This window comes from Kribbella sp. NPDC048928 (assembly GCF_043197975.1).
Taxonomy (GTDB): domain Bacteria; phylum Actinomycetota; class Actinomycetes; order Propionibacteriales; family Kribbellaceae; genus Kribbella.
In genome coordinates this window covers 499,820-525,007 of record NZ_JBICUC010000002.1, presented here as the reverse complement: position 1 = coordinate 525,007, position 25,188 = coordinate 499,820, and the positions used below count along the sequence as shown (strand labels likewise).

The 25,188-nt window shown below is 69.0% G+C and carries 25 protein-coding genes and 1 riboswitch; of the genes, 18 read left to right on the top strand and 7 right to left on the bottom strand.

The features are described from left to right. Positions 1-61 precede the first annotated feature (61 nt). Together ACGFI6_RS09415 and ACGFI6_RS09410 are read right to left on the bottom strand one after the other, a co-directional pair. Positions 62-1,840, bottom strand: a complete 1,779-nt coding sequence (locus ACGFI6_RS09415; protein WP_393116680.1) for an ABC transporter ATP-binding protein — start codon at positions 1,838-1,840, stop codon at positions 62-64. Continuing rightward, positions 1,837-3,597, bottom strand: a complete 1,761-nt coding sequence (locus tag ACGFI6_RS09410) for an ABC transporter transmembrane domain-containing protein (RefSeq protein WP_393116679.1) — start codon at positions 3,595-3,597, stop codon at positions 1,837-1,839. Before ACGFI6_RS09410 ends, ACGFI6_RS09415 begins: the two co-directional genes overlap by 4 nt. 163 nt (positions 3,598-3,760) lie before the next feature. On the opposite strand from ACGFI6_RS09410, the gene ACGFI6_RS09405 reads away from it, so the two are divergent. Then, positions 3,761-5,170 (top strand): DHA2 family efflux MFS transporter permease subunit, encoded by a 1,410-nt coding sequence (locus tag ACGFI6_RS09405; protein ID WP_393116677.1) that lies wholly within the window; start codon positions 3,761-3,763, stop codon positions 5,168-5,170. Here the strand turns inward: ACGFI6_RS09405 and ACGFI6_RS09400 are convergent. Next, positions 5,157-6,170 (bottom strand): GTP pyrophosphokinase family protein, encoded by a 1,014-nt coding sequence (locus ACGFI6_RS09400; protein ID WP_393116676.1) that lies wholly within the window; start codon positions 6,168-6,170, stop codon positions 5,157-5,159. The two genes, ACGFI6_RS09405 and ACGFI6_RS09400, sit on opposite strands and share 14 nt — an antisense overlap. Before the next feature lie 149 nt (positions 6,171-6,319). Here ACGFI6_RS09400 and ACGFI6_RS09395 point away from each other — a divergent pair, with 149 nt between their 5' ends. The 6 genes from ACGFI6_RS09395 to ACGFI6_RS09370 all read left to right on the top strand — a co-directional run bounded on the left by ACGFI6_RS09395 (position 6,320) and on the right by ACGFI6_RS09370 (position 12,133). Further along, positions 6,320-7,513, top strand: a complete 1,194-nt coding sequence (locus ACGFI6_RS09395) for an ATP-binding protein (RefSeq protein WP_393116674.1) — start codon at positions 6,320-6,322, stop codon at positions 7,511-7,513. Between the two features lie 170 nt (positions 7,514-7,683). Further along, a complete protein-coding gene (locus tag ACGFI6_RS09390) occupies positions 7,684-8,526 on the top strand; it encodes a DUF3152 domain-containing protein (protein WP_393116672.1) in 843 nt (280 codons plus the stop codon). A gap of 29 nt (positions 8,527-8,555) precedes the next feature. Then, complete coding sequence (locus tag ACGFI6_RS09385) at positions 8,556-9,284, top strand: hypothetical protein (protein ID WP_393116670.1); 729 nt, start codon at positions 8,556-8,558, stop codon at positions 9,282-9,284. Then, positions 9,281-9,943: an alpha/beta fold hydrolase gene (locus ACGFI6_RS09380; RefSeq protein ID WP_393116669.1), complete on the top strand. Its 663-nt coding sequence runs from the start codon at positions 9,281-9,283 to the stop codon at positions 9,941-9,943. Before ACGFI6_RS09385 ends, ACGFI6_RS09380 begins: the two co-directional genes overlap by 4 nt. Positions 9,944-9,960: 17 nt before the next feature. Further along, positions 9,961-10,077, top strand: a riboswitch (TPP riboswitch). Then, positions 10,073-11,401, top strand: a complete 1,329-nt coding sequence (locus ACGFI6_RS09375) for a purine-cytosine permease family protein (RefSeq protein ID WP_393116667.1) — start codon at positions 10,073-10,075, stop codon at positions 11,399-11,401. It overlaps the preceding riboswitch by 5 nt. 51 nt (positions 11,402-11,452) lie before the next feature. Then, positions 11,453-12,133 (top strand): class I SAM-dependent methyltransferase, encoded by a 681-nt coding sequence (locus tag ACGFI6_RS09370; RefSeq protein WP_393116665.1) that lies wholly within the window; start codon positions 11,453-11,455, stop codon positions 12,131-12,133. Between the two features lie 92 nt (positions 12,134-12,225). Here the strand turns inward: ACGFI6_RS09370 and ACGFI6_RS09365 are convergent, their stop codons facing one another. Further along, the gene (locus ACGFI6_RS09365; protein WP_393116663.1) at positions 12,226-12,792 is read right to left on the bottom strand and encodes a methylated-DNA--[protein]-cysteine S-methyltransferase; all 567 of its coding nucleotides are present in this window, start codon (positions 12,790-12,792) and stop codon (positions 12,226-12,228) included. Further along, positions 12,785-13,267, bottom strand: coding sequence for an RNA polymerase sigma factor (locus ACGFI6_RS09360; protein WP_393116661.1), 483 nt, complete (start codon positions 13,265-13,267; stop codon positions 12,785-12,787). The genes ACGFI6_RS09365 and ACGFI6_RS09360 overlap by 8 nt, the downstream gene beginning before the upstream one ends. A gap of 93 nt (positions 13,268-13,360) precedes the next feature. On the opposite strand from ACGFI6_RS09360, the gene ACGFI6_RS09355 reads away from it, so the two are divergent. The 9 genes from ACGFI6_RS09355 to ACGFI6_RS09315 all read left to right on the top strand — a co-directional run bounded on the left by ACGFI6_RS09355 (position 13,361) and on the right by ACGFI6_RS09315 (position 20,542). Further along, positions 13,361-13,432, top strand: a complete 72-nt coding sequence (locus ACGFI6_RS09355; RefSeq protein WP_350281628.1) for a putative leader peptide — start codon at positions 13,361-13,363, stop codon at positions 13,430-13,432. A 62-nt stretch (positions 13,433-13,494) separates the two neighbouring features. Further along, positions 13,495-14,052 (top strand): flavin reductase family protein, encoded by a 558-nt coding sequence (locus ACGFI6_RS09350; RefSeq protein ID WP_393116659.1) that lies wholly within the window; start codon positions 13,495-13,497, stop codon positions 14,050-14,052. Next, on the top strand, positions 14,042-15,091 hold the full coding sequence (locus ACGFI6_RS09345; RefSeq protein ID WP_393116657.1) for an ABC transporter substrate-binding protein: 1,050 nt from the start codon (positions 14,042-14,044) through the stop codon (positions 15,089-15,091). The genes ACGFI6_RS09350 and ACGFI6_RS09345 overlap by 11 nt, the downstream gene beginning before the upstream one ends. Beyond that, the gene (locus ACGFI6_RS09340) at positions 15,088-15,924 is read left to right on the top strand and encodes an ABC transporter permease (RefSeq protein WP_393116655.1); all 837 of its coding nucleotides are present in this window, start codon (positions 15,088-15,090) and stop codon (positions 15,922-15,924) included. Before ACGFI6_RS09345 ends, ACGFI6_RS09340 begins: the two co-directional genes overlap by 4 nt. Continuing rightward, a complete protein-coding gene (locus ACGFI6_RS09335; protein WP_393116653.1) occupies positions 15,900-16,637 on the top strand; it encodes an ABC transporter ATP-binding protein in 738 nt (245 codons plus the stop codon). Before ACGFI6_RS09340 ends, ACGFI6_RS09335 begins: the two co-directional genes overlap by 25 nt. Next, positions 16,634-17,971, top strand: coding sequence for an LLM class flavin-dependent oxidoreductase (locus ACGFI6_RS09330; RefSeq protein ID WP_393116651.1), 1,338 nt, complete (start codon positions 16,634-16,636; stop codon positions 17,969-17,971). The genes ACGFI6_RS09335 and ACGFI6_RS09330 overlap by 4 nt, the downstream gene beginning before the upstream one ends. A gap of 61 nt (positions 17,972-18,032) precedes the next feature. Then, entirely contained in the window at positions 18,033-18,836 is an 804-nt protein-coding gene (locus ACGFI6_RS09325) for a glycerophosphodiester phosphodiesterase (RefSeq protein ID WP_393116649.1), read from the top strand. Between the two features lie 251 nt (positions 18,837-19,087). Further along, a complete protein-coding gene (locus ACGFI6_RS09320; RefSeq protein WP_393116648.1) occupies positions 19,088-19,504 on the top strand; it encodes an ATP-binding protein in 417 nt (138 codons plus the stop codon). 51 nt (positions 19,505-19,555) lie between these two features. Continuing rightward, complete coding sequence (locus tag ACGFI6_RS09315) at positions 19,556-20,542, top strand: DUF5926 family protein (RefSeq protein WP_393116646.1); 987 nt, start codon at positions 19,556-19,558, stop codon at positions 20,540-20,542. 219 nt (positions 20,543-20,761) lie between these two features. On the opposite strand, the gene ACGFI6_RS09310 is transcribed toward ACGFI6_RS09315, so the two are convergent. Beyond that, entirely contained in the window at positions 20,762-21,976 is a 1,215-nt protein-coding gene (locus tag ACGFI6_RS09310) for an arginine deiminase (RefSeq protein WP_393116644.1), read from the bottom strand. A gap of 89 nt (positions 21,977-22,065) precedes the next feature. Then, positions 22,066-22,653 carry a dihydrofolate reductase family protein gene (locus tag ACGFI6_RS09305; protein WP_393116642.1) on the bottom strand — a complete coding sequence of 196 codons (588 nt, stop codon included), beginning with the start codon at positions 22,651-22,653 and terminating at the stop codon, positions 22,066-22,068. 186 nt (positions 22,654-22,839) lie between these two features. Here ACGFI6_RS09305 and ACGFI6_RS09300 point away from each other — a divergent pair, with 186 nt between their 5' ends. After that, positions 22,840-23,631, top strand: a complete 792-nt coding sequence (locus ACGFI6_RS09300) for a glycosyltransferase family 2 protein (RefSeq protein ID WP_393116640.1) — start codon at positions 22,840-22,842, stop codon at positions 23,629-23,631. Continuing rightward, complete coding sequence (locus tag ACGFI6_RS09295) at positions 23,628-25,169, top strand: DUF2029 domain-containing protein (RefSeq protein ID WP_393116638.1); 1,542 nt, start codon at positions 23,628-23,630, stop codon at positions 25,167-25,169. The genes ACGFI6_RS09300 and ACGFI6_RS09295 overlap by 4 nt, the downstream gene beginning before the upstream one ends. The last annotated feature ends 19 nt before the right edge of the window (positions 25,170-25,188 follow it).

Genomic DNA, 25,188 nt, shown 5'->3' with positions numbered 1-25,188 from the left:
GTCGCTTGCGTCCGAAGATCGGAGGGTTCTGGACCTCGATTCTTCGGACGCAAGCGGTCGGTCAGCGGTCGCCGTGCCAGGAGTGCCAGAGGGCGGCGTACGCGCCCTGTGCGTCGACCAGCTCGTCGTGCGGGCCGAGCTCGACGATCTTGCCGTCCTCGACGACCGCGATCACGTCGGCGTCGTGGGCGGTGTGCAGCCGGTGCGCGATCGCCACCACGGTCCGGCCCTCCAGTACGGTCGCGAGCGACCGCTCCAGATGCCGGGCCGCGCGCGGGTCCATCAACGAGGTCGCCTCGTCCAGGACCAGGGTGTGCGGGTCAGCGAGCACCAGCCGGGCCAGTGCGACCTGCTGCGCCTGGGCCGGAGTCAGCGAGACCCCACCGGACCCCACCTCGGTGTCCAGACCGTCGTCGAACCCGGCGACCCAGCCGTCGGCGTCCACCGACCGCAGCGCCGCCCACAGCTCCGCATCGGACGCGCTCTCCCTGGCCAGCCGCAGGTTGTCCCGCACGCTGCCGACGAACACGTGGTGCTCCTGGTTCACCAGGGCCACGTGACTGCGCACCTGCTCGGCAGACATCCGGTCCAGCGCCGCACCACCCAGGGTGATGTCACCGACGCGTGGCGAGTAGATGCCGGCCAGCAACCGGCCCAGCGTCGACTTGCCTGCACCGGACGGCCCGACCAGCGCCACCCGGGCGCCCGGCTCGACCGTCAGCGTCACGCCGTGCAGTACGTCGCGACCCTCCAGGTACCCGAAGCGGACGTCGTCGGCCAGTACGGTCCGGCCGTCCGGCTCGTCCTCACCGGCCGCGGCAGCCTCCTCGACCTCACGGACCCCGACCAGCCGTGCCAGCGACACCTGCGCCACCTGGAGCTCGTCGTACCAGCGGATCATCATGTTGACCGGCTCGACGAGCATCTGGATGTACAGCGCACCGGTGGTCAGCGCACCGACCGTCAGCCAGCCCTGGATCGCGAACCCGCCACCGATCACCAGCACCGCGGCCAGCGCGACCGTGTGCGTCATGTTGATGATCGGGAACAGGATCATCCGCAGATACAGCGTGTATCGCTCCCAGGCGACCCACTGGCCGATCCGGGTGTCACCGACGTTGATACGGCGAGCACCGAGCCGGTGCGACTCGACGGTCCGGCCGGCGTCGACCGTCTCGGCCAGCGCCGAGGCGACCGCGGCGTACCCGGCCGCTTCCGACCGGTACGCCGAGGGCGCACGGCGGAAGTACCACCGGCCGCCGATGATCAGGATCGGTGTCGCGATCACGACCGCCACAGCCAGCGCCGGCGCGGTCACGATCAGCGCGCCGATCAGCAGCGCCGCCCAGATGACGGCGATGGTCAGCTGCGGTACGGCGTCGCGCATCGCGTGCGACAGCCGGTCGATGTCGGTGGTGATCCGGGACAGCAGGTCACCGGTGCCGGCGCGCTCCAGTACGCCCGGCGGCAGGCCGACCGCGCGGACCAGGAAGTCCTCACGGAGGTCCGCGAGCATCTCCTCACCGAGCACCGCGCCGCGCAGCCGGGTCAGCCGCACGAACACGGTCTGCACCGCCAGCGCGATCACGAAGCCGATCACGACGGACGGCAGCTTCACGTCGGTGCGGCCCTCGGACAGCTTCTGCACGACGTTGCCGAGCAGCCACGGACCGACCATGCCGCTGAGCGCAGCCACCGCATTCACCGCGGTCAGCCACAGGAACTGACGGCGGTGCCGGCGGAACAGCGACTTGATGTACGCGCGCACGGTCGCGCCCTGCGCCACCGGGAGCCGCACCACTTCCTGCGGGGCTGCCGGGTCGTACTCTGGGCGCCTCACACTGACTCCTCGAACGTTGCTTCTTCTTCACGGGTGACAACAGCGCGGTACTGCGTGTTGCTGTGCAGCAGCTCCTGGTGCGTACCGACAGCGGCCACCCGGCCGTCCGGCACGAACACCACTCGCTCCGCGCGGTCCAGCATCAGCGGGCTGGACGTGAACACCACGGTGGTCCGGCCGGACCGCAGCAGCCGCAGGCCGTCAGCGATCCGCGCCTCGGTGTGCGCGTCGACCGCACTGGTCGGCTCGTCGAGCACCAGCACCTGCGGGTCGACGTACAGCGAACGCGCCAGCGCCACGCGCTGCCGCTGACCACCGGACAGCGACCTGCCACGCTCGGTCAGCACGGCGTTCATGGCGTCGGTCTGACCAGCGGGCAGCGTCTGTCGCAGTACGTCGAGGATGTCCCCGCACTGTGCTGCGTCCAGCGCCGTCTCCGGTGAGACCGCACCGCTGGCCGGCACGTCGAACAGGTCGCGCACCGTCCCGGACAACAGCACCGGGTCCTTGTCCTGCACCAGCGCCACCGTCCGTGCCGAGTCCAGCGGGAGGTCGTCCAGCGCGACACCGTCGAGCAGCACGGAGGCCTCGTCGGTAGCCGACGGGCTGTGACCACCCAACCGGTCGGCCAGCAGACCCCCGGCGTCCGGGTTGCCGCTGACGACCGCGGTGAAGCTCCCGGCCGGGACGTGCAGCCCGGTGACCGGGTCCAGCAGGTCGCCCTCCGGCAGCTGGGCCTCGGCGGTGCCCTTGGTCTCGTCGGTCCGCTGCAGCGCCAGCACCCGCGCGGCCCGGCGTGCGGACACCTTCGAGAAGATGAACGCGCTCGCCGTCTCCTCGAACGTGTGCAGCGGCACGAGCATGAACGTGATGAACCCGTACGTCGTGACGAGCTCACCGACCGAGATGTGGCCGGAGGTCACCAGCCGGATGCCCATCCAGACCACGAGCACCAGGAACAGGCCGAACAGGAGCACCTGCAGGGCCGCGATCAGCGACCACATCCGGGCACTGCGCACCGCACTGCTCCGGTACTCCTGAGAGGCGTCGCGGTAGCGCTCCAGGAACAGCTGCTCACCGCCGATGCCGCGCAGCACGCGCAGACCGGCGACGGTGTCGGCGGCGAGCTCGGTGGCCCGGCCGCCCTTGGCCCGCTGCTCGTCCGCGCGGCGCTCCGCGGGACCCATCAGCGGGACGATCGAGAACGCCAGCACCGGGACGGCGACGGCGACCACGAGACCGAGCCGCGGCTCGTACAGCAGCAGGCCGATGACGACCGCGAAGCAGGTCAGCAGCGCGGCCACGAACCGGCCCAGCACCTCGACGAACCAGCCGATCTTCTCGACGTCGCCGCTGCTCACCTGCACGACCTCACCGGCGGCGATCCGGCGGGTCAGCAGCGAGCCAAGCTCCGCGGCCTTACGGAACAGCAGCTGCTGCAGGCGCGCCGCAGTACTGATCCAGTTGGTCACGACGGCCTGGTGGAAGAACGAGTCGGCGGCGGCCTTGGCCGCACCGAAGGCGAGCAGCAGCGCACCGCTCAGGATGAGCTTGGGCCACGACAGATCGATGGCCGCCTGCACGGCGAGCCCGACCGCGACCGGGGCCGCGGCGATACCGCCGAAGTACACGAGACCCCAGAACACCGCGAGCGCCTGCCCGCGGAGCTGCTGGTGCTCCAGCCAGAGAATGAGTCGGAGGCCGGAACGGGTGTCTGGCACACCCGGATCGGCGAACGGAATGAGGCGCAACGACATGACGTCTCACAAAGAGGCATAGAGGGATTGAAAAGGGAGCCTGACCAGGCGAATACAACAAGCGTAGGCGGCCCCGCCGACAGTCCGTCAAACCGTTTTCCTGGACACCTCGGAAGGGTCGCCGGATCGACTAGTACAGTCTTCAACTGATGGAGGGATCCGGGTGCAGGAGTTGACGCGCAGGCGGCGGCTGCTGGTGCTGGCGATCTGCTGTTCCAGCCTGTTCATCGTCGGCCTGGACTCGACGATCGTGAACCTGGCGCTCCCGACGATCAGGTCCGAGTTCGGGGCCTCGGTCGCGAAGCTGCAGTGGACGATCGACGCGTACACGCTGGTGCTCGCCAGCCTGCTGATGGTGTCCGGATCGACGGCGGACCGGGTCGGCCGGCGGCGGACGTTCCAGGCCGGGCTGGTGCTCTTCGGCATCGGGTCGTTGCTGTGCGGAGTCGCGCCGACCATCGACCTGCTGATCGTGTTCCGGGCGCTGCAGGCGGTCGGCGGCTCGATGCTGAACCCGGTAGCGATGTCGATCATCACCAACACCTTCACGAACCCGCGCGAGCGGGCGCAGGCGATCGGCGTCTGGGGTGGTGTGGTCGGGCTCAGCATGGCGGTCGGCCCGGTCGTCGGCGGCACGCTCGTGGACGCAGCAGGGTGGCGGTTCATCTTCTGGATCAACGTGCCGGTCGCGGTGGCCGCCGTACTGATGACCGCGTTCTTCGTACCGGAGTCGCGGGCGGCCGTGGCGCGGCGGATCGACCCGGTCGGGCAGGTGCTCGTCGTACTGCTGCTCGGAGGGCTGACGTACGGGATCATCGAGGGCCGGTCCGCGGGTTGGGGGTCGCCGCTGATCATCGGGTGCTTCGTCGTGTTCGTCGCGGCGTTGGTGTCGCTCGTGTACTACGAGCGTCGCCGGGAGGAGCCGTTGCTGGACCCGCGGTTCTTCCGGAGCGCACCGTTCTCGGGAGCCACACTGATCGCGGTGTGCGGGTTCTCGGCGTTGTCGGCGTTCCTGTTCCTGAACTCGCTCTATCTGCAGTCGGTACGTGGCTTTACTGCACTGCATGCCGGTCTGCTGACGCTCCCGATGGCTGCGATGACCGTGGTGTTCGCACCGATCTCTGGGTGGCTGGTCGGCCACCGTGGTCCACGTGTACCCCTCGTGGTCGCGGGAGCGATGCTGGCCGTGTCCGGGTTGGTCCTGTCTCAGTTGACCGCCAGTACTGCCACTGTGCACTTGCTGGCCGCCTACCTGGTCTTCGGACTCGGCTTCGGCATGCTGAACGCACCTATTACCAACGCCGCCGTCTCCGGGATGCCACGTGCGCAGGCCGGTGTGGCTGCAGCTATCGCGTCCACCAGCCGCCAGGTTGGTGCGTCACTGGGCGTCGCGGTGGCCGGGACCGTGCTGACCGCCCGTCTGGTCGGTCCGTTCGAGACAGGTTTCGTCAGCGCCGCTCAGCTCTGCTGGTTCATCATCGCGGGCAGTGGGGTGCTGGTGCTCGCCCTGGGTGTCGTGACCACGAGTGCATGGGCACGGCGTACGGCAGAGGACCTCGTCAAGGCCGGATGAGGCCGGCGCGGGTCAAGGCCTTGAGCCGGCCGCGGAGGATCTTCTGGCGGCGCTCCTCTTCGGGGAACAGTTCTAAGTAGGCAGGTCCCTTGGCCGCGAGCAGGTCGTCGTCCAAGCGCCGTACCGTACCGGCCGGGGCACGGTGGGTCATGGCTGCCTGTACTGCGCTGCTGTCGATACCTGTGAGCAGCTCGGTGAGCTCCTCCTCGGTGGTGACGCCGAGCCGGTGCAGGATGCCCAGGATCCACGCGTAGTGCGTCGTCTTCGCATGCGGTGCATCCGGATAGCGGCGGTTCAGGTACGTCGTGAGCGTCGGCGTGGTGAGGTCCAGCGGGGCCTTGTCCTCCGCGGTCGCGGCCAGCTCGCGGTAGAGCCGGTCGATCTCGGTGAACTCGTTGTCGGCCAGCTCCATCAGCGCCGCGGCGAGCAGGAACCGCCGGTCGAACTCCGGCTTGCGGCCCGTCGGGATGTCCAGCTTGTACCGGATGTCGTGCTCGAACTCCGCCCACGCGTGCTGGACCGCGGTCCGGACCTGGATCTCCATCACCAGGTTCTTGAGTACGGCGTACTCGGGCAGCTCGCGACGGTGCTCGTTCAGCCGTACCAGGTAGTGCTTGCTGGCGTACCCGAAGACGCCCTGCGCCCGGGTGTGCGCGCCCATGTCGGTGTGCTCGACGATCTCGAACTCTTCCTCGATCACCTCGCAGACCCGGTCCACCGCCTCGACCAGGAACGTGATCACCCGGGCCGCGACCAGGTCGGTGATCTGGTTCAGCGGGTCGTCGTACTTCGGCCGGGCCGGATCGTCCGGGTGCGGCTTCGACGCCTTCGCCAGGAACGACTCCGGATCCTTGGCCCGGGCCGTCGCGGTCAGGTAATTGATGCCCTCTTCTTCGCCGATCAGCTCGTTGATCAGCGCCTCGAGCTTGCGCGCGCCGCCGACGTACTGCTGATGCACCCGCTCGTACAACGCCCCCGCCTGCGGGGCCCACTCCACCATGGCCGCACCTTAATGGTCTTCCGCTTGATCGTGGTGTCTATCGCTTTCTAGTCATTTCACTAGAGAGTTGTAGACACCGCGAGCGACACGCTCTGCTCGTTGATCGGTCAATCTACGGAAAACGCTAGACGGGCCCATACAGTGAAAGCATGGATCCGATCCGGAATCCCTATGCGCCCGGCGCCGGTCAGCGGCCGCCTGAGCTGGCCGGACGCGACACCGAGGTGCGGCAGTTCGAGGTGGTGCTCGAGCGGGTCGCGGCAGGCAGACCGGAGCGGAGTCTGGTGCTCAGCGGACTCCGGGGCGTGGGCAAGACGGTGCTGCTCAACACACTGCGTTCGCAGGCGATCAAGCGCGCCTGGGGCACCGGGAAAATCGAGGCGCGACCGGACCAGAGCATCCGGCTGCCGATCGCGCAGGCGCTGCACACCGCGATGCGGGAGCTCGGGCACCGGCACCGCGACGACGAGAAGGTCGACCAGTTCAGCGCCGTACTGAAGGCGTTCGCGCTCCGTACGGCGGCGAACGACCGCAAGGGCATCCGCTGGCATCCACCGGTCGACGTGGCCGCGGCGAAGGGGCGGGCCGACTCCGGTGACCTGGAGATGGACCTGATCGAGCTGTTCACCGACGCCGCGGACCTGGCCGGCGACCTGACCGTCGGGGTCGGGCTGTTCATCGACGAGATGCAGGACATCAGCTCGGACGACCTGTCCGCGCTGTGCGCCGCCTGCCACGAGATCTCGCAGCAGAGTGCGCCGCTGGTCGTCGTCGGCGCGGGCCTGCCGCACCTGCCGGCCGTACTGTCCGCAAGCAAGTCCTACTCGGAGCGGTTGTTCCGCTACATCCGCGTCGACCGCCTCGCGCGTGACGCATGCGACCGGGCGCTGATGATCCCCGCGGAGAGCGAAGGCGTGCAGTACGAAGAGGAAGCGCTGGACGAGCTGTACGCGCAGACAGACGGCTACCCGTACTTCGTACAGGCGTTCGCGCACTCCACCTGGGACCACGCACCGACCTCACCGATCACCATCAAGGACGTGGCCGTCGCAGGCCCCGAGGCCTCGGCCGAGCTGACCGTCGGCTTCTTCGGCTCCCGGTACGAGCGCGCCACCCCCGCCGAACGCGAGTACATGCGCGCCATGGCCGAGCTCGGCATCGGCGTCGACGACGGCTCCGTCCCGACCTCCGAGGTCGCCGGCACCCTGAACCGGAAACCCCAGTCCCTCTCCCCGGCCCGCGACGGCCTGATCAAGAAAGGCCTGGTCTTCTCCGCCGAACGCGGCACCGTAGCCTTCACAGTCCCGCACTTCGGCAAATTCCTCCGCACCCGCACGGCTTAACAGAACCGCACTTTCGTGCGTCGGCAGGTATCGGTAGGGTCAAGTGTCATGACTGTGCTTTTGGCCGGGCCTCCGGCGCCGGCGTGGTCATGGGGCCTTTGCTCCCGGTCTTCCCTCGTCACTCCGGTCGCTTCGCTCCCTCCGCTCCTCAGTCCGGACCGGGAGGCCCCATGACCTCCCCGCGGCGTGGCCAGAAGACCGCGATGCGTGGGCGGCACAGTCGGCGGAAGTCTTACAAGGGGCAATGGCTTGTGGTGACTGCGTTGGCGGTGCTGGGGACTGTGGTGGTGGCGCATCCGGATGTGGCGCACCGCAGCAGTCTGGCGGCGCAGGCTGTCGCTGGGGTCGAGAACGTGGCTGAGAAGACCGTCACGACGCCCACGCCCACGCCGGCCCCGGTTGCGACGCCTACGCAGAAGTTCACCACTCCGTTGCGTCCGGCGCCGACTCTGACGCGTAAGCCCAAGGGCGCGAAGCCGAACGTCATGGTGTCGACCGGGAAGCTCGCCGTGGTGCCGGGGTTCAGCAAGGCGAACGGCCTCCGCGACAAGATGACGTACCGCGTCGAGATCGAGCAGGGCGTGACGGTGAACGGCCCTGCTGTGGCCGCGGCGATCCACAAGACGCTGACGGACCCGCGCGGCTGGCAGGCGCTGCACCCGGTCAGCTTCGAGCGGACCGACAAGGCCGACGCCGACCTGCGCATCATCCTGGCGACGCCGACGCTGACCGACAAGCTGTGTCTCCCGCTCGACACCGGCGGTGAGGTCTCCTGCCGCGTCGAGGACCGCGTGGTGCTGAACGCGAAGCGCTGGATCTACGCGATCCCGGAGTTCAACGGCAACGTCGAGCTGTACCGCAGCTACCTGGTCAACCACGAGGTCGGCCACGCGCTCGGCCACGGGCATTCGACCTGCACCAAGCCGAAGACCCCCGCGCCGGTGATGATGCAGCAGACCAAGGGCCTGGCCGGCTGCCTGCCGAACGCCTGGCCGACGATCAAGGCCACCTGACAGACTGGGTACGACGGGAGGAGCAGCAGATGTCGTCACAGGACTTCCCGACGTACGGACGCGGCGGCGACTCCGACAAGCCGTCGGAGGAGTTCCCGTACGCGTCACCGCAGCCCTACGGATCCCAGCCACCACCCCAGGGCAACCCGGCCTATCACCAGCCCCCGGCGTACCGCCCCGGTGCACCGTACGGGGCTCCCGCGGCCCCGGAGCCGCATCAGCTCCCGACCTACGGACGGCAGGATGCACCGCGTGACCTGCGAGCCGCCCGCGTGGTCGGGCTGGCGACGTTCATCGCCACCATCTACGGCCTGCTCGTCCTGACGGTCCAGCGGGTTGCGCTCCGGGAGATCTCCCAGGCGCCGGGGTCGCCGCTCAACCACCCTCTGCGTACGGACGTGCTGGACGCGATCGGCCAGCTGCTGCTCGTGGTCGTCGGAGTCGCCGCGCTGGCGATGTGGCTCCGCGACGTACTGGCCCGCCGCAAGGTCGGGCGCAACCCGGACGCGGTCGAGCTGGTCGGCCTGCTGCTGGTTGCGGTGTCCGCCGTCCCCATCCTGGTCTGGCTGATCATCGTGCTGTCCACAGGTCTCGGCGGCAACGACGGCGCGGTCCACCGGTTGCCCACGGCTTACGGCTGGGGCGGCTTCGGCCTCCTCGTCCTCGCAGTCGGTTTCTTCCTCGGGTACCGCGAGCTGAAGCCGGACGTGGCGAACCCGGTCGTCACCGCTCCCCCTGCCAAGGCTCCGTGGGAGTGAGCGCACCTGTCGTCCTCGTACCGGGTCTGGGCCTCGGCCCCGAGTCATACGCAAGGACAGTCGAGCATCTGGTCTCGTCGTACCACGTGGTCACTCTCCCCGGGTACGGCGAACCGGCAGGCTCCCGTGAGGACCTGCACCCGCGTGCGCTCGCGGTAGCGCTGGCCGGGAAGATCCGCGAGCGGGCCGTGCTGGTCGGCCACTCGGCGAGCTGCCAGATCGTCGTCGAGACAGCGGTCCGCTACCCCGAGTTGGTGCACGCCCTGGTGCTGGTCGCGCCGGCTGGTGACGCCCGGATGTCCAGCTGGGTCGACAGAGCAGTGCGCTGGCTGGGTTCCGCCGTACCGGACTCACCGAAGCTGATCCGAGCCGTGACACCGCAGTACGCCCGTACGACGTTGCCGAGCATCGCCCGCGCCGGTGAGGCGTCCCGGCACCACGACCTCGCCGAGGTCATCTCACAGGTCAGGGCGCCGGTGCTGATCGTCCGCGGCCGGCACGACCTGCTGTCGACGGCGGAGTGGGTCGAGCGGCTCGCGGAGCTCAGTCACGGGGAGGCACGCACCCTCGAGACCGGCGCGCATGTACCGATCGTCACGAACGGCCCGGAGGTCGCCGCGCTCATAGAACGAGCAGCCGCCCTTCCGGAAACTAGCTGACGCGTTAAACTCGCAGCACCAACCTATGCGGGAGCTCGCACCGAGATGCGCGGGCTGAGAGGGCGACAGCTGGGTCGCCGACCGCCTGAACCTGACCGGGTAATGCCGGCGTAGGGAGTGGGGTCACTCATGACCGATACAGCTGTCCGTCCAGCCTCCGGCACCGAGGCGCCGCTCGTTCTGACCACGGATGCGCCGCGGACGCTCGGATTCTTCGACCAGTTCACGCTCTGGGGCAATTTCGGGATCTCGCTGTTCGGCCCGGTGACCGGTGCGCTCGTCGCGGCGTACACCGGGTCGCTGTGGCAGGGGCTGCTCGCGGTCGTCGTCGGCTGTGGCATCGGGGCGCTGGTGCTCGGCGGCGCGGCCGTGTTCGGGTCGCAGACCGGTGCACCCGCGATGGCGAGTCTGCGGGGGCTGTTCGGCCGGCGCGGCTCGATGGCGCCGACGGTACTGAACATCGCACAGAACGTCGGCTGGGCGACGATGGAGATCATCGTGATCTCGCAGGCCGCGGTCGCCGTCACGAGCGAACGCTGGCGCTGGCTGTTCGTCGTACTCGCGGGGATCATCGCGACGACGATGGCGGTACGTCCGCTGGGCAGCGTCAAGCTCTTGCGGAAGTTCATGGTCTGGCTGGTGCTCGCGGCGTCGGTCTTCCTGTTCGTACAGGTGCTCAGCAAGCCGTCGCACGCACTGCCGCAGGACCAGGTGTTCGGCTTCTGGCCGGCCGTCGACCTGGCCGCGGCCGGTGTCGTTTCCTTCGCACCCCTCGCCGCGGACTACACGCGGCACTCGCGGACCAACAAGGCAGCATTCGGTGGATCCGCACTCGGGTACGGGCTCGCCGCGATCGGGTACTACGCACTCGGAGTGGTCGCCGTCGCGACGCTGCAGACCAACAGCGATGACGTCATCACCGCACTGGTCACCCTGCCGGCCGGCGCGATCGCGCTGCTCGTCCTGCTGGTGGACGAGGTCGACGAGGCGTACGCGAACGTCTACTCGACCACCATGGCCGTACACAACCTCGTCGGGCACATCGACCGCCGGTGGATCTCGGTCGCGATCGGGGTTGTTGCCACCGGCATCGCCCTGTTCATTGACCTGGGCAACTACACCCAGTTCCTGTACCTGATCGGCTCGGTCTTCATCCCGTTGTTCGCGGTCGCGATCGCCGACTTCTTCGTGGTCAGCAAGATGAAGTGGGACGTCTCCAGTACATCGAAGTTCCGCTGGCAACCGACCGTCGCGTGGCTGATCGGCTTCATCGCGTACCAGCTGGTCAACCCAGGCACCGTCGCCGGCTGGTCCCCCTTCTGGACCGACATCCAGCAGGCCCTCTTCGCCCACCATCCCGTCCCCGGCTGGCTAGGCGCCACCTACACCTCGATCCTCGTCTCAATCATCGCCGCCATCGTCCTCGGCCGCCTCCGCCGCCCCACCGCCCAGGTTTGATCGGTGCTGGGTGGTGGACAGCTGACCCGGAGTAGCCGGGATACTGGCGGCATGCTGAATTCCGCACTGCGTAGCCGGGCCGAGTATGCGGAGCTGGGGGCCGACGGGCTTGCGGCCCGGACGACGCCTGAGCGGGACGCGGCGATTGTGACGGCGGTCGAGGAACTGCTGGACGGTCGCGAGACGGTCCTCGACCTGTGCTGTGGGTACGGCAGGATCGCGGTGCCGCTGCGCCGGGCCGGGAAGGTCGTGCGCGGCCTGGACATCTCGCCGAACCTGCTCGAGGCGGGCCGCGCGAAGGCCGCCGAGGAGGAGCTCGCGATCGACTGGGCGATCGGCTCGATGACCGACCTGCCGTACAAGTGGGACTCGTTCGACGCGGTGATCTGCCTGTGGACCGCGTTCCACGAACTGTTTGCCGAGGACGAGCAGCTCTCGACGATCTGCGAGATCTCCCGGGTGCTGAAGCCGGGCGGTATCGCGATCATCGAGGGCCCGTACTGGGGACCCGCGACGGCGGCTGAGATCGCCAACGGGATGCGCCAGGGACCGGAGCACCGGATCGTCACCACCGAGCACGACGACGACCGCAGCAGCGTGCACTTCATCCACGACGAGATCAGCTACGGCCGGCTCTGCGCAGCCGCCGGAATCGACGATTTCAAGGTCTACAAACGCGAATGGGGCGGCCGCCGCAGGTTGATCCTGGAGATCCACAGCCCCGCAAACTAGCTGACGTGTAAAGAAGCAGATCCCCACTCCACACTGGGGATCTGCTCCTTTGTCCAGCGAGTCTAAAACCATTCCGGACGATTCCGGAAACGTCAGCTTTTTGCTTCCAGATTCAGCAAAAAACGCTTCGCGTCGAGGCCGCCGGCATATCCGGTGAGCGCCCCGCTCGCGCCGATCACCCGGTGGCACGGCAGCACGACGCACACCGGGTTCGCGCCCAGTGCGGTACCGACCGCGCGCGCCGCCTTCGGCTTGTCGATGCCGACGGCAACGGCGCCGTACGTCGTCGTACGGCCGTAGCTGGTGTGCTCCGGCAGGTCCTCCAGTACGAGCCGCTGGAACGGCGACGCGAGCACCAGGTCGATGTCCAGGTCGAACGTCTGCCGCTGCCCGTCGAGGTACTCGTCGAGCTGCCGCCGTACGTCGTCCAGCGGTCGAGCCTGCCGCAGCACCCGGGGAGAGACCGCGCGGGCAAGCCGGTTGGTCATCGTCTCCTCGTCGTCGAACGAGCTCGCGACGACCCGCCCGTGCGCGATCGCGAGCAGCATCGTGCCGATCGGGGTGTCGTGCAGTGTGTAAGCGACGTCGGCGTCCGGCAGGACGGGTGGTTTGAAGTCAGTGGTGCCGAGCCGGGTCAGCCGGCTCTCGAGATCAGTCATCGTGTACTCCGAGTTTCGTACGCAGGGCCGCCAACGCGTCGCTGACGAGCCGGCGCGACGCGGCGGGCGTGGTGTCCAGGGCGGCGGCCACGCCGTGGTGGTCCAGGTCGCCGACGTACTTCAGCGTGACCGCGAAGCGTTGCCGCTCCGGCAGTTCGTTCACCGCTCGCCAGAGATCCGGGTCCGGCCACTCCGCGGCCTCCGGGCCTTGGACCGCGACCGGCGGCGCGTCCTCCAGTGGGCGCTGCGGTTTCCGTGCCCGGTGGACGTCGGTCGCGCATCGGGCGGTGATGGTGAGCAGCCAGCTGCGCAGGTTCTTCGCCGACTTCAGCGTCGGGTACGCGGCGTACGCCTTCTCCCAGGCGCGCTGCGCCACGTCGTCGCCGTCCTGCCCGGCCATCGCACGCGCGAGCCTGGCGACGTCTCGCCAGTGCGCGTCGACCAGTGCCTGGAACGGCGGCAACCCGATAGTCATCACGCAAGTAGAACGCATCGGCGTTCCGGCGTGTGAGTCCGGATCACGAGATTGTCTAGTTAGCCGATAGACAATGGTGCGAAGATAGCTGACATGACGACGACCCACCTCACCCGCCGTCGCGTCATCGATCTCCTGCGGACGGCAAGCGCCACCTGTCGCTGACGCGCGGCCCCCTCACTCCGGCGAACTCTCGCCGTACACCCCTTCCTCCCCAAGGGAGAGTCATGTCCGTTCCTGCGTTGCATCGTCCTGCCCTGTCCGTGGTGCCCGACCGCCCAGAACTCCGCACTGTGGAGCGGATCGTGGACGCCGACGTCTACAAGTCCGTGTTCCGTCGCCACGCCGCCGGCGTCGTGGTGATCACCGCGGACGCCGGCCACGGCCCGGCCGGCTTCACCGCGACCTCGCTGGTCTCGGTCAGCCTGCTGCCGCCGCTGGTCTCGTTCGCGATCGCCACCAGCGCGTCCAGTTGGCCGACCGTGAGTACGGCCGAAAGCCTGGTGATCAACTTCCTGTCCGCCGACCAGCACCCGATCGCCGGGCGGTTCGCCACCAGCGGCATCGACCGCTTCGCCGAGCCGACCCGCTGGTCGCGGCTGGCTACCGGCGAACCCGTCCTCGACGAGGCGCCGAGCTTCCTGCACGCCCAGGTCGAGCACCGCTTCGCCGTCGGCGACCACTGCCTGGTCGTCGCCCGCCTGGCCACCCACACCGAACGCCGTGAGCACGAGCCGCTGCTCTACCACGACGGCACCTACGCGAAAGCACACCATGTCCAGTAAACTTCTCCTGCCACTCCTCGCCCTGCTCGCCGTCGTCGCGGGCTGCGGCAGTAACGCCACGGCCGACGGCGACAAGGCCGCCAAGCTCTCGCTCGATGCCGCCCTGCCGACGACCGTTCCGGACGGCACCAAGATCGTCGTCGGAGATCCCGCCACCGAGGTAGCGCTGAAGCTGTCCGGCCAGCTCGGCAAGGTGTCGAAGTTCGTCCAGTTCGCGAACCTGAGCGGCGGTCCGCAGACCACCGAGGCGTTCCGGGCGCACGCGCTCGATCTCGGCTCGGTCGCGGAGATCCCGCCGATCCACGCGACCTGGACCGGCCTGCACGTGAAGATCGTCGCCTCGAAGTTCCGCAAGGATCCGTTGGCGCACCCGATCTACCAGCTCGGTGTCGCGCCGGGCGTCTCGGTGAAGACGCTGGGCGACCTGCGCGGCAAGAAGATCGCGTACAGCCCCGGCCAGGCGCAGGGCGCGCTGATCCTGAAGGTCCTGAAGAAGGCCGGTCTGACCAAGGACGACGTCAAGCTGGTCGAGCTGCCGAGCACCGGTGACGTGTACTCGAACGCTCTGTCCGGCAAGCAGGTCGACGTCGCGCCGATCGGCGGCGTCCAGATCAAGCGCTACCTGACGAAGTACGGCAAGGACGGCGCGTCCGCGATCCCGCACGGCATCCGCGACGACGCCGGCCACCTGTACGTCGTCCAGGAGTCGCTGGAGGATCCGGGCAAGGCCGCCGCGATCCGCGCGTACGTCGCCGCCTGGGCCGTCGCGCAGGACTGGATCGACAAGCACCCCAAGGAATGGATCAAGGGGTACTACGTGGACAACCAGGGCCTGACCGAGGCCGACGGGCAGTGGCTCGTGGACAACGCCGGCCACCCGGACATCCCGGCGGACTGGAGCGACGCGATCCAGCGCCAGCAGGAGACGATCGACCTGCTCGCCAAGGAGACCGGCAACAAGGTCATCCAGGCCAAGGACCTGTACGACCTGCGCTTCCAGACGCTTGCCGCGGACGCGATCAAGGGAGGCGCCAAATGAGCGCGACAACCCTGCCCGGCCTGCGCTCCCGGGCCGCTGCGAGTCCCGTCGTACGCCGTCGGCGGCTCGGGCCCGGGAAGCCGATCAGGTTCGGGGCCGCGATCGGACCCGTACTGCTGCTGGTGATCTGGAGCATCGGCTCGGCCACCGGTTGGATCGACCAACGAGTACTGTCCGCGCCCTGGACGGTGGTGAGCACGGCCGGTGACCTGATCGCCGACGGCCGCCTGCAGTCGAACCTCTGGACGTCCGCCCAGCGTGCGCTGCTCGGCCTCGCTCTCGGCATCGTGCTGGGGGTCGGCCTCGCGCTGGTCTCCGGCCTGTCCCGGCTCGGTGAGGCGCTGCTCGACGGGCCGATCCAGATCAAGCGCGCGATCCCGTCGCTGGCGCTGCTGCCGCTGCTGATCCTGTGGCTCGGGATCGGTGAGTCGATGAAGGTCGTCACCATCCTGCTCGGGGTGTTCGTACCGATCTACATCCACACCCACAACGGCCTGCGCACCATCGACAGCCGGTACGTCGAACTCGCGCAGACCGTCGGCCTGTCGCGCTGGGAGTTCATCCGCCGGGTCGTGCTGCCGGGAGCATTGCCCGGCTTCCTGCTCGGGCTGCGGTTCGCGGTCACCGGCGCGTGGCTGTCGCTGGTCGTCGTCGAGCAGATCAACTCCACCAGCGGCATCGGCTACATGATGGAGCTGGCCCGCACGTACGGACAGACCGACATCATCATCGTCGGCCTGGTCGTGTACGGCATCCTCGGCCTGCTCTCCGACGCAGTCGTCCGCCTGATCCAGAGGAGGACGCTCTCATGGCGACGCACACTGGCTGCATAATGGCCGCGCCTCCGGCCCGGCGCGTAACCGTTCAGGTCCGTGATCTCGTCCGCCGGTACGACGACCGCGCCGTTCTGGACGGGCTCGATCTGGACATTGCGCCGGGTGAATTCGTGGCGCTGCTGGGAAAGAGCGGATCCGGGAAGAGCACGCTGTTGCGGGCGTTGGCGGGGCTCGACCACGACGTCGACGGGACCGGTGGACTCGCCGTACCGCAGAACGTCTCGGTCGTCTTCCAGGATTCAAGGTTGTTGCCCTGGGCAAAGGTGCTCGACAATGTCGTCCTCGGTCTCAACGGTTCCGCGGAACGTGGTCTGCGCAGTCTGGAGGAGGTCGGGCTGGCCGGACGTGAGAACGCCTGGCCCAACGAGCTTTCCGGCGGTGAACAGCAACGGGTCGCGCTGGCGCGGTCGTTGGTACGGGAGCCGGAGCTCCTGCTCGCGGACGAGCCGTTCGGTGCTCTCGATGCGCTGACCCGGTTGAAGATGCACGTGCTGCTGCGGAAGTTGTGCGAGGCGCATCAACCCGCCGTACTGCTCGTCACGCACGACGTCGACGAGGCGATCGTGCTGGCCGACCGGGTGATCGTGCTCGACGCCGGCCGGATCGTCACCGAGGAGACGATCACGTTGACCCCGCCGCGGAGTGCGGCCGATCCAGGATTCGCCGCCGTTCGTGCGCGGCTTCTCGACGCCTTGGGAGTATCGGTATGAGTAGGCAGTTGCACCTGAACGTGTTCCTGATGAGCACCGGTCACCACGAGGCGTCCTGGCGGCTGCCGGAGAGCGACCCGTTCGCGAACACCTCGGTCGCGCACTACCAGAAGCTGGCGCAGCTCGCCGAGCGTGGACTGTTCGACTCGATCTTCTTCGCGGACTCGCCGGTGCTGTTCGGGAACGTTGGGCGGCGGCCGGCCGGTTCGCTGGAGCCGACCGTGTTGCTCACTGCGATCGCAGCCGTGACGTCCCGGATCGGGCTGATCGCGACCGCATCCACGACGTACAACGAGCCGTACAACCTGGCCCGGCGGTTCGCCAGCGTCGACCATGTGAGCGGTGGTCGTGCAGGGTGGAACGTCGTCACCACAGCGGGTCCGGAGGCGGCACGCAACTTCAACCTCGCGGATCAGCCGGCGCACGCGGAGCGGTACGAGCGGGCGGCGGAGTTCCTCGAGGTCGCGTACCGGCTCTGGGACTCCTGGCAGGACGATGCGGCGGTGGCAGACAAGGCCGAGGGCGTTTGGGCGGTCCAGGAGCGCGTGGTGCCGATCGACCACGTCGGGCGGCACTTCCAGGTCCGCGGTCCGCTGAACCTGCCGCGATCGCCGCAGGGGCATCCGCTGATCGTGCAGGCCGGGTCGTCGGAGGACGGCAAGGGACTGGCGGCGCGGTACGCCGAGGCGGTGTTCACCGCGCAGCAGACGCTGGAGGACGCGCAGGACTTCTACCAGGACCTGAAGGCGCGGGCCGTGGCGCTCGGGCGGGACCCGTCGACCGTGAAGATCCTGCCCGGGATCGTTCCGGTGATCGGGTCCACGGTCGCGGAGGCGGAGCGGCTGGAGCATCGGCTGGACTCGCTGATCCGGCCCGAGTACGCGCGGCTGCAGCTGGCGCGGACGCTCCGGGTCTCGCCGGAGGACCTGCCGTTCGACCAGCAGTTGCCGGCCGATCTCCCCGACGAGGACGAGATCGAGGGCGCGAAGAGCCGCTACACGCTGATCGTGACGCTCGCCCGGCGCGAGAAGCTGACCGTCCGCGAGCTGATCGGCCGGCTCGGCGGAGGACGCGGGCACCGGACGTTCACCGGTACGCCCGAGCAGGTCGCGGACGCGATCCAGCACTGGTTCGAGGCCGGCGCGGCGGACGGGTTCAACGTGATGCCGCCGGTACTGCCGTCCGGCCTCGCCACGTTCGTCGACGAGGTGATCCCGATCCTGCAGGCGCGCGGCCTGTTCCGTACGGAGTACACCGGCACGACGCTCCGCGACCACTACGGCCTGCCGCGCCCGTCCGGCCGGACCGCCGAGTTGCAGGAGGTCACCGCCTGAGTCTGCTGGGCCCGTCAGGTGGCGGGCCCAGCATCCGCCCCGGGTGTGAAAGAGTTTGGTCATGCGGAAACTCCCGCGCGTCGTCGCCCATCGCGGAGCCAGTGCGGTCGAGCCCGAGCACACCCTCGCGGCGTACCGGCGTGCCATCGAATTCGGTGCGGACGGACTCGAGTGTGACGTCCGGCTGACCGCGGACGGGCACCTGGTCTGTGTCCACGACCGGACCATCGAGCGCACCTCGAACGGTCAGGGCGTGCTCTCCACGATGAGCCTCGCGCAGCTCGAGTCGTACGACTGGGGCTCGTGGAAGCGCCCGTGGGCGGACCTCGACGAGAACGCCGGGCCGACCGGTGCCGACGGACGGCGGGTGCTCACCCTCGAGACGCTGCTAGCGACGGTCCGGGACGCGGGCCGGCCGATCGAGCTGGCGATCGAGACCAAGCACCCCACCCGGTACGCCGGCCGCGTCGAACGCCGCCTGGTCGAGGCCCTCGACCGGTTCGGCTGGGCGCGTCCGCGGCCCGGAACGGAGTCGCCGGTCCGGGTGATGAGCTTCTCCTGGCTGTCGCTGCGCCGGATGCGTACCGCCGCGCCCGGCCTGCGGACGGTCCTGCTGATGGATCGCATCCCGCTGCGCTTCCGGGACGGCTCGCTGCCGGCCGGCGTTTCGTACGCCGGACCGAGCCTGGAGATCGTCACCACGCAGCCGGATTATGTCGACAAGGCGCAGAAACACGGGCATCAGGTCCATGTCTGGACCGTGAACACCGAGAACGACGTCCGGCACTGCCGCGACCTCGGCGTCGACGCCGTCATCAGCGACCGCCCCGACCTGGCCTTGCAAGTTCTGGCCGAAGACGTCTGACGTCCCACCTGACCTGCAGGTTTGTGACACATCCGGGCTGAATTGTGTGGCTTGTGTCACGCGGTGCGGATACGTAACGACGTGAATGCGGCGGGTTATTGCAACGTTCAATTCCGTCGATTTCGTTACGGTTTTCGCCGGTTTAGGCGGGCCATCGCAGAGGCTATGTAACGGAATAAGCGCGGGTGTTTTCCGGGCCGGGATCGTGGGCAGAAGTCCCTGTGGCTGAACCGATGACCGAGGAGCCCTGCTTGTCCTCTGCGACCCTGCCCGCCGACGTCAGCGTCGTCGACGTCGTACTGCCGCACGAAGTGTCCGCGGTAGCGGACGCCCGGCGCCGTCTGGGCGTCTACCTGAAGCGCTACCGGGTCGCCCGCAACGCCTCCGCCGACGCCCAGCTCGTGCTCTCCGAGCTGCTCTCGAACGCGATCCGCTACGCCCCGCCGCTCCCTGGCGGCGAGGTCCGCGCGGCCTGGTGGATCGACAAGGCCGGCATCCACGTCGAGGTCACCGACGGCCGCGGCGACACCGAACCGGTGCGGATCACCGACCCGCACCCGGAGTCGATCGGCGGCCGCGGCCTGGCGATCGTCGACGTACTCACCTCCACCTGGGACGTTCGGACCGCCGCGACCCACCGCACCGTGCACGCCACCGTCCCGAACTGACGGGCGGCCTGGTTGGCCCCCGGGTGGGCTTGGCTGCAAGACTGCAGGGTTATGGGAAAGAAGTCGCGGCAGCGCGCGAAGAACACCACTCCGACCGTCACGCTCGACCCGGCCGACCTGGAAGACGTCGGGCCCCGGGAACCCTGCCCGTGCGGTTCGGGCAAGCGGTTCAAGCAGTGCCACGGCAAGGAGCGGGCGCAGGCGGCTGACGCGTTCGTCGTCCGGCCGTTCGAGGGTCTGCCGGCCGAGTGCGACCTGATCGCGTTCCGCGAGATCGTGCCGTCCGGGACTGTGCAGGTCGAGCTGGCCGGCGAAAAAGTCGACGCACAGTACGCCGGGAAGACCGTCAACCTGGTCACCCTGTTGCCGATGGCGATGCCCGGCCTGGTGCGTGACGACGACTCGATCTGGATCGGCCTGCAGACGCACGCCTCCTCCGGCGACCCGAGCCGCGACCTCGGGCATGCGATCACCGCCGCACTGCACACCGAGCCGGGGAACCCGATCCAGCTCGGTGACCTGATGAAGGACGGCCCGCGCCTGCAGGACCTGATCGACACCACGAAGCCGCTCGAGGTCAAGGTCCACGAGGGCTTCGACTACTGGGTCGGTGAGAACGTCGAGGACCCGACCGGCGAGGTCGCGGCCGGCCTGGAGCGCGCGAACGCCGCGGCGGCTCCGACGGTGCGCCTGGAGTCGGTCGATGCGGCGTACTGGACGCAGATCGGCGACCGCATCTACCTGCGCTGGGTGCTGCCGCACACCGAGGACACCCTGCTCGACGCGCTCGCCCGGCTGCACGCGGCCGGCTCGTCCGCGCTCGTCGACGGCAGCCGCCTGATCGGCTCGTTCCGCGCCCTCGGCGTTCTCGCGCCGGTCTGGGAGCTGCCCGCCGGCACCCAGGCGGCCGATGTCGAGAAGCCGGCCGCCGAGTTCGCCGCCGCGCTCGAGAAGGCGCTGGCGACCGACGCTCCGCTCACGACCGACGAACGAGCCGCCAAGGCCGGGCTCGCCAGCCGGCAGCTGACCATCCGCTGACTCGGTACCCGAACGCGACAACGCCCACCTCGGCAGGTGCCGGGGTGGGCGTCGTACTGCTTACAGTGGTCTAGGCCATGATCGTTAAAATCGGGCCAAGAAACGTGGACGGCCCAAGTCCTGCTGACGGGGGAGCAACAGGGCCTGGGCCTAGGCATGAAGATTACCCACGATGGCGGTCCGCCACAAGCCCCGATTTCACTCCGCGTGTCGCCAGGCTTACATAGTCGTCGGCGCGCGCAGGATCGGGCAGGACATGCAGCGCGGGCCGCCGCGGCCCGAACCGAGCTCGGAGCCGGAGATCCGGATGACGTCGATCCCGGACTCCTCGAGCCGGGCGTTCGTCTCGACGGTGCGCTCGTACGCGATGCAGACCCGGGGCGCGAGGGCGAGCGTGTTGTTCCCGTCGTCCCACTGCTCGCGCTCGGCCGTCACCGGGTCCAGGCCGGTGTCGATCCGCCGGAGGGTGTCGATGCCGAGCGCCTTGGCCGCCGCGACCAGGAACGGCTCGGGCTCCGCGACGTGCAGCTGCTCGCCGTCGGTGGTGACCGCGAGTGCGCGCATCTCCTCGGCCATGTTCGGGTACATCAGCACGGCGTCCGTGTCGACCATCGTGCAGACCGTGTCGAGGTGCATGGTCGCCCGCTGCTGTGCGATCGGTACGGCGAGCACCGTATGAGCCAGGCCCTTCGTAAAGACCCGTCGCGCGAGGCGCTCCACGCCGGCCGGTGTGGTCCGCTCCCCGACCCCGACGGCGAGTACGCCGGGACCGAGCGCAAGGACGTCGCCGCCTTCCACATGCTCCAGCTGGTGGTCGTACACCTTGTCGACGCCGGCGAACCGTGGGTGGAACGTGTAGATCAGCTCGGTCAGCTGCGTCTCACGCATCCGGGCCGGCATCGCCAGCGAGGTGACGGCGACCGAGTCCCGGATCCAGACGCTCGAGTCGCGGGTGAAGAGCAGGTTCGGCAGGGGGTCGATCAGGAAGTCCTCGTGCGCCAGGAGCGACGTGACCAACCCACCTGCGTGCACCTCGTCGTTGCGGACGCCGGCCATCAGAGCCTCGGCCAGCGCGGCCGGATCCAGCTCACCCAGGGACGTCCGCAGGTAGTCGCGGAGGGTGTCGCCGAGCCGCAGGTCCTCGGTGGCCCCGGCCACCGCCTGCGCGCGGGCCTGCGGGTGGTTGAGGGACTCGGTCAGCAGCTCACCGAGGTAGAGCACCTCGACGTCGCGATCGCGGAGCGCCTGGGCGAACGCGTCGTGCTCGTCCTGCGCGCGGCCGACCCACGGGATGCCGTCGAACAACAGCTTGTCGTTGTTCCGCGGGGTGAGTCGGCGGAGCTCGTTGCCCGGCCGGTGCAGCAGCACCGTCCGCAGCGGGCCGACCTCGCTGTCGACGCCGTACGCCGTACCGTCCTGCCGCGTCTCAGTCATCCGTCCGCCCTTCGGTCCCGGTGTCCCACCACGCTACGACAATCGCCCTAATCTGTCTGATTGTCCGACAATGTTGCGGGAAAGGCGAATCAGCGGACGCGGTCGTAGAGCAGGCAGAGCGCGCCGGACTCGGTCGGGGTCGAGTCGGTCAGCTTCCACGAGGTGGCCGGCAGCCCGTCCTCGAAGAGCCGGCTCCCACCACCGACCAGTTCCGGGTCGAGCGTGATGCTCAGCCGGTCGATCTCGTCGGCCGCCAGCAGCGCGCGAATCACGCTCGAACTGGCGAGCACGATGATGTCGCCACCGTCCTGATCACGCAGCTTCTTGACCACATCGGCCGGCTCGCCGTCCGCGATCGTCGAGTTCGCCCACGGCGCCTCGGTCAGCGTCGAGGAGAACACCACCTTGTCGGTCTCGTTCAGCCAGCGGGAGAACGCGCGGTCCTGCGGAGCGGCGGTCTCGTCGTCGGCGACTGCCGGCCAGAAGCCGCCGAAGCCTTCGTAGTTCTTCCGCCCGAGCAGGGCGGTGGTGGCCGGACCGGTGACCCGGAGCATGTGCTCCCGGGCGCCCTCCGTGATCGCGTGCGGCACGATCCAGCTCATGTCGAAGTCGCCGCCCGGTCCGTTCACCCGTCCGTCGAGGGAGAGCGAGATGTTGGCGGTCACTGTGCGAGTCATTCCGGGTACCTCTTCCGTTCGTGGTTGCCGATACCTGAATCCTGCTGCTCCGGAGCCGGCCGAACATCTGCCACCTGGCCGATATCCACAGACACCTGGCCGACCGTCGTACGAAAGAAGGAGATATCCACAGCGGTCGGCTACCGACGCGGTCGATCGGCTCCCGAGCAACTAGGCTGCGGTGCTGTGCCCGGTCTTGATCAACCCCCCGAACCTCTTGAGCGAGCCGTCGCCTGCGTGATCCCGGCCAAGGACGAGGCCGACCGGATCGCGGCGACGGTCGACGCGGTGCACAAGCTGATCGGCGTCGACCTGGTCGTGGTGGTGGACGACGGTTCCACCGACGGTACGTCGGCCGCCGCCGAGCAGGCCGGCGCAGTCGTCGTACGGCACGAGCGGAACCGTGGGAAGGCCGCCGCGATGGAGACCGGCGCAGCGGCTGTCGCCGAGCGCGACGGCGCCCGCCCACGGCACCTGCTGTTCCTGGATGCCGACCTGACCGACACCGCCGCCGGGGCCGGGCCGTTGATCGAGCCCGTGCAGACCGGTCGTGCGGACATGACGATCGGGACCCTGCCGTCGCAGGTGCGGGCCGACGGGTCCAAGGCGGGCGGGCACGGGTTCGTGGTGCGGCTCGCCCGCGCCGGCATCCAGGAGGCGACCGGCTGGGCGCCCGAGCAGCCGTTGTCCGGGCAGCGTTGTCTCACCCGGGCTGCGTTCGACTCCGCGGTGCCGCTCGCGGCCGGGTTCGGTGTCGAGACGGCGCTCACGATCGATCTGGGGCGCAAGGGCTTCCGGATCGTCGAGGTGCCCATCGACGTACGGCACCGCGCCACCGGGACCGATCTACGCGGCCAGCTGCACCGCGCCAAGCAGTACCTGCACGTCCGGCGCGCGCTGGCCGCCCGCAGCGCGCTGCCCGCGGACGGTGGTGGACCGTCGCTGCGGAGCCTGTTCCCGCGGAAGACAGCTCAATGAGTACTGATCTTCAGCTCGGGCAGAAGTACGGTCGCCGCGCTGTCGCTCTCTATCTGGCATGTACGGCGCTGATCGTCGCGGTCGGCCTGCTGGGGCCGTCGGTGGTCGTGCTGACGCTGACGAACCGGCACGCGTGGCTCCCCTCGTACTGGTTCGACACGACGCCGAACGACTGGCTCGTGTCGGTGATGATCTACGTCGCGATCCTGCTCGGCGGGTACGGCGTCTACCTTGCGACGAAGGCCCTCAAGCACGGCTGGGCGCCGCGCATCGACCGACTGGTTGCCCTGGGCATCGGTACGACGGCGGCCGTCACGCTCGTACCGCCGATGGCGTCGGGCGACGTGCTGATCTACGCGGCGTACGGCCGGATCATGGCGCTCGGCGGCGACCCGTACACGGCCTCGCCGGCGGACACCATCCGGCTCGGGTACGACCCGGTGATCACCGCGACCGAGCGGCCGTGGCAGGGCGCCCGCAGTGTGTACGGCCCGATCGCGACCTGGGTGCAGTGGCTGTCCTCGGTGATCGGCGGCGACTCCGCGCAGCTCACGGTGTGGATGCTGCAGTTGTCGGTCGCGATCAGCCTGGTCGTCACCGGGCTGCTGCTGATGAAGCTCGTCGGCAAGGACCTGCCGGCCCGGCGGCGCGTGATCATGCTCAGCCTGGCGAATCCGCTGCTGCTCTGGGCCGTGCTGGCCGGCGCGCACAACGACGCGATCGCGGTGATGTTCGCGGTGATCGCGCTGATGCTGTTCCGCCGGCACGTGTTCCTGGCCGGTCTGCTGATCGGCGTCGCGGGCTGCACCAAGCTGTCGATCGGCCTGGTCGGGGTGGCGATGCTGTGGGCGCTGCGTGCCGACCGTCGCAAGTGCGCGTGGTTCTGCGGTGGCGGCGTGATCGCGATGGGCGGGCTGTACGCGATCGTCGGCCTGCAGGCGTTCCAGCAGGCGCGGTCGCAGACGTCGTTCATCTCCACCGGTACGCCGCACAAGGTGCTGCTGAGCTTCTTCACGCTCTTCCTGCCCAACGGCCTGGTCCGGACGGTCATCGCGATCCTCGCGTGGGTCGGCCTGATCGTCGTCGCGATCCTGCTCACCCAGGTCTTCCCGAAGTCGCTGGTCCCGCAGACGCATCCCGACGACCCGACCCCGGCCGCCATCCGGTACACCGCGATCTACGCGATCGCCTGGGTGCTCACCGCCATGTACTCCCTGCCCTGGTACGACGTGATCGCCTGGGCCGCCCTCGCAGCAGTTGCCGCGTCCAAGGTCGACGGCCTGATGGTCGTCCGTACGACGATGCTCGCGATCGCGTACGTGCCCGGTCGCGACCCGCACGCGCGCCAGGTCGCGGCGAGCCTCTCGGACTCGCTGGAGTTCTTCAGCGCCCGGCTCCGCGACACGATCTGCCCCGCGGTGGAGCTGGCCGTGCTCGTCGGCCTGATCCTCTGGGCCCGCCGCAACGGGGCCCAGTGGTGGCCGTACGAGTGGCCCCGCCGCAAGCAGAAACCGCTCCCCGAGAAGGTCGCTTCCTGACGCTGACGCTGACGCTGAC

Excerpts from the sequence above, each read along its gene's own strand:
- ACGFI6_RS09410 (WP_393116679.1), bottom strand. The coding sequence starts at position 3,597 with ATGTCGTTGCGCCTCATTCCGTTCGCCGATCCGGGTGTGCCAGACACC.
- ACGFI6_RS09400 (WP_393116676.1), bottom strand. The coding sequence starts at position 6,170 with ATGGTGGAGTGGGCCCCGCAGGCGGGGGCGTTGTACGAGCGGGTGCAT.
- ACGFI6_RS09395 (WP_393116674.1), top strand. The coding sequence starts at position 6,320 with ATGGATCCGATCCGGAATCCCTATGCGCCCGGCGCCGGTCAGCGGCCG.
- ACGFI6_RS09390 (WP_393116672.1), top strand. The coding sequence starts at position 7,684 with ATGACCTCCCCGCGGCGTGGCCAGAAGACCGCGATGCGTGGGCGGCAC.
- ACGFI6_RS09385 (WP_393116670.1), top strand. The coding sequence starts at position 8,556 with ATGTCGTCACAGGACTTCCCGACGTACGGACGCGGCGGCGACTCCGAC.
- ACGFI6_RS09375 (WP_393116667.1), top strand. The coding sequence starts at position 10,073 with ATGACCGATACAGCTGTCCGTCCAGCCTCCGGCACCGAGGCGCCGCTC.
- ACGFI6_RS09370 (WP_393116665.1), top strand. The coding sequence starts at position 11,453 with ATGCTGAATTCCGCACTGCGTAGCCGGGCCGAGTATGCGGAGCTGGGG.
- ACGFI6_RS09365 (WP_393116663.1), bottom strand. The coding sequence starts at position 12,792 with ATGACTGATCTCGAGAGCCGGCTGACCCGGCTCGGCACCACTGACTTC.
- ACGFI6_RS09360 (WP_393116661.1), bottom strand. The coding sequence starts at position 13,267 with ATGACTATCGGGTTGCCGCCGTTCCAGGCACTGGTCGACGCGCACTGG.
- ACGFI6_RS09350 (WP_393116659.1), top strand. The coding sequence starts at position 13,495 with ATGTCCGTTCCTGCGTTGCATCGTCCTGCCCTGTCCGTGGTGCCCGAC.
- ACGFI6_RS09345 (WP_393116657.1), top strand. The coding sequence starts at position 14,042 with ATGTCCAGTAAACTTCTCCTGCCACTCCTCGCCCTGCTCGCCGTCGTC.
- ACGFI6_RS09340 (WP_393116655.1), top strand. The coding sequence starts at position 15,088 with ATGAGCGCGACAACCCTGCCCGGCCTGCGCTCCCGGGCCGCTGCGAGT.
- ACGFI6_RS09335 (WP_393116653.1), top strand. The coding sequence starts at position 15,900 with ATGGCGACGCACACTGGCTGCATAATGGCCGCGCCTCCGGCCCGGCGC.
- ACGFI6_RS09330 (WP_393116651.1), top strand. The coding sequence starts at position 16,634 with ATGAGTAGGCAGTTGCACCTGAACGTGTTCCTGATGAGCACCGGTCAC.
- ACGFI6_RS09325 (WP_393116649.1), top strand. The coding sequence starts at position 18,033 with ATGCGGAAACTCCCGCGCGTCGTCGCCCATCGCGGAGCCAGTGCGGTC.
- ACGFI6_RS09315 (WP_393116646.1), top strand. The coding sequence starts at position 19,556 with ATGGGAAAGAAGTCGCGGCAGCGCGCGAAGAACACCACTCCGACCGTC.
- ACGFI6_RS09310 (WP_393116644.1), bottom strand. The coding sequence starts at position 21,976 with ATGACTGAGACGCGGCAGGACGGTACGGCGTACGGCGTCGACAGCGAG.
- ACGFI6_RS09305 (WP_393116642.1), bottom strand. The coding sequence starts at position 22,653 with ATGACTCGCACAGTGACCGCCAACATCTCGCTCTCCCTCGACGGACGG.
- ACGFI6_RS09295 (WP_393116638.1), top strand. The coding sequence starts at position 23,628 with ATGAGTACTGATCTTCAGCTCGGGCAGAAGTACGGTCGCCGCGCTGTC.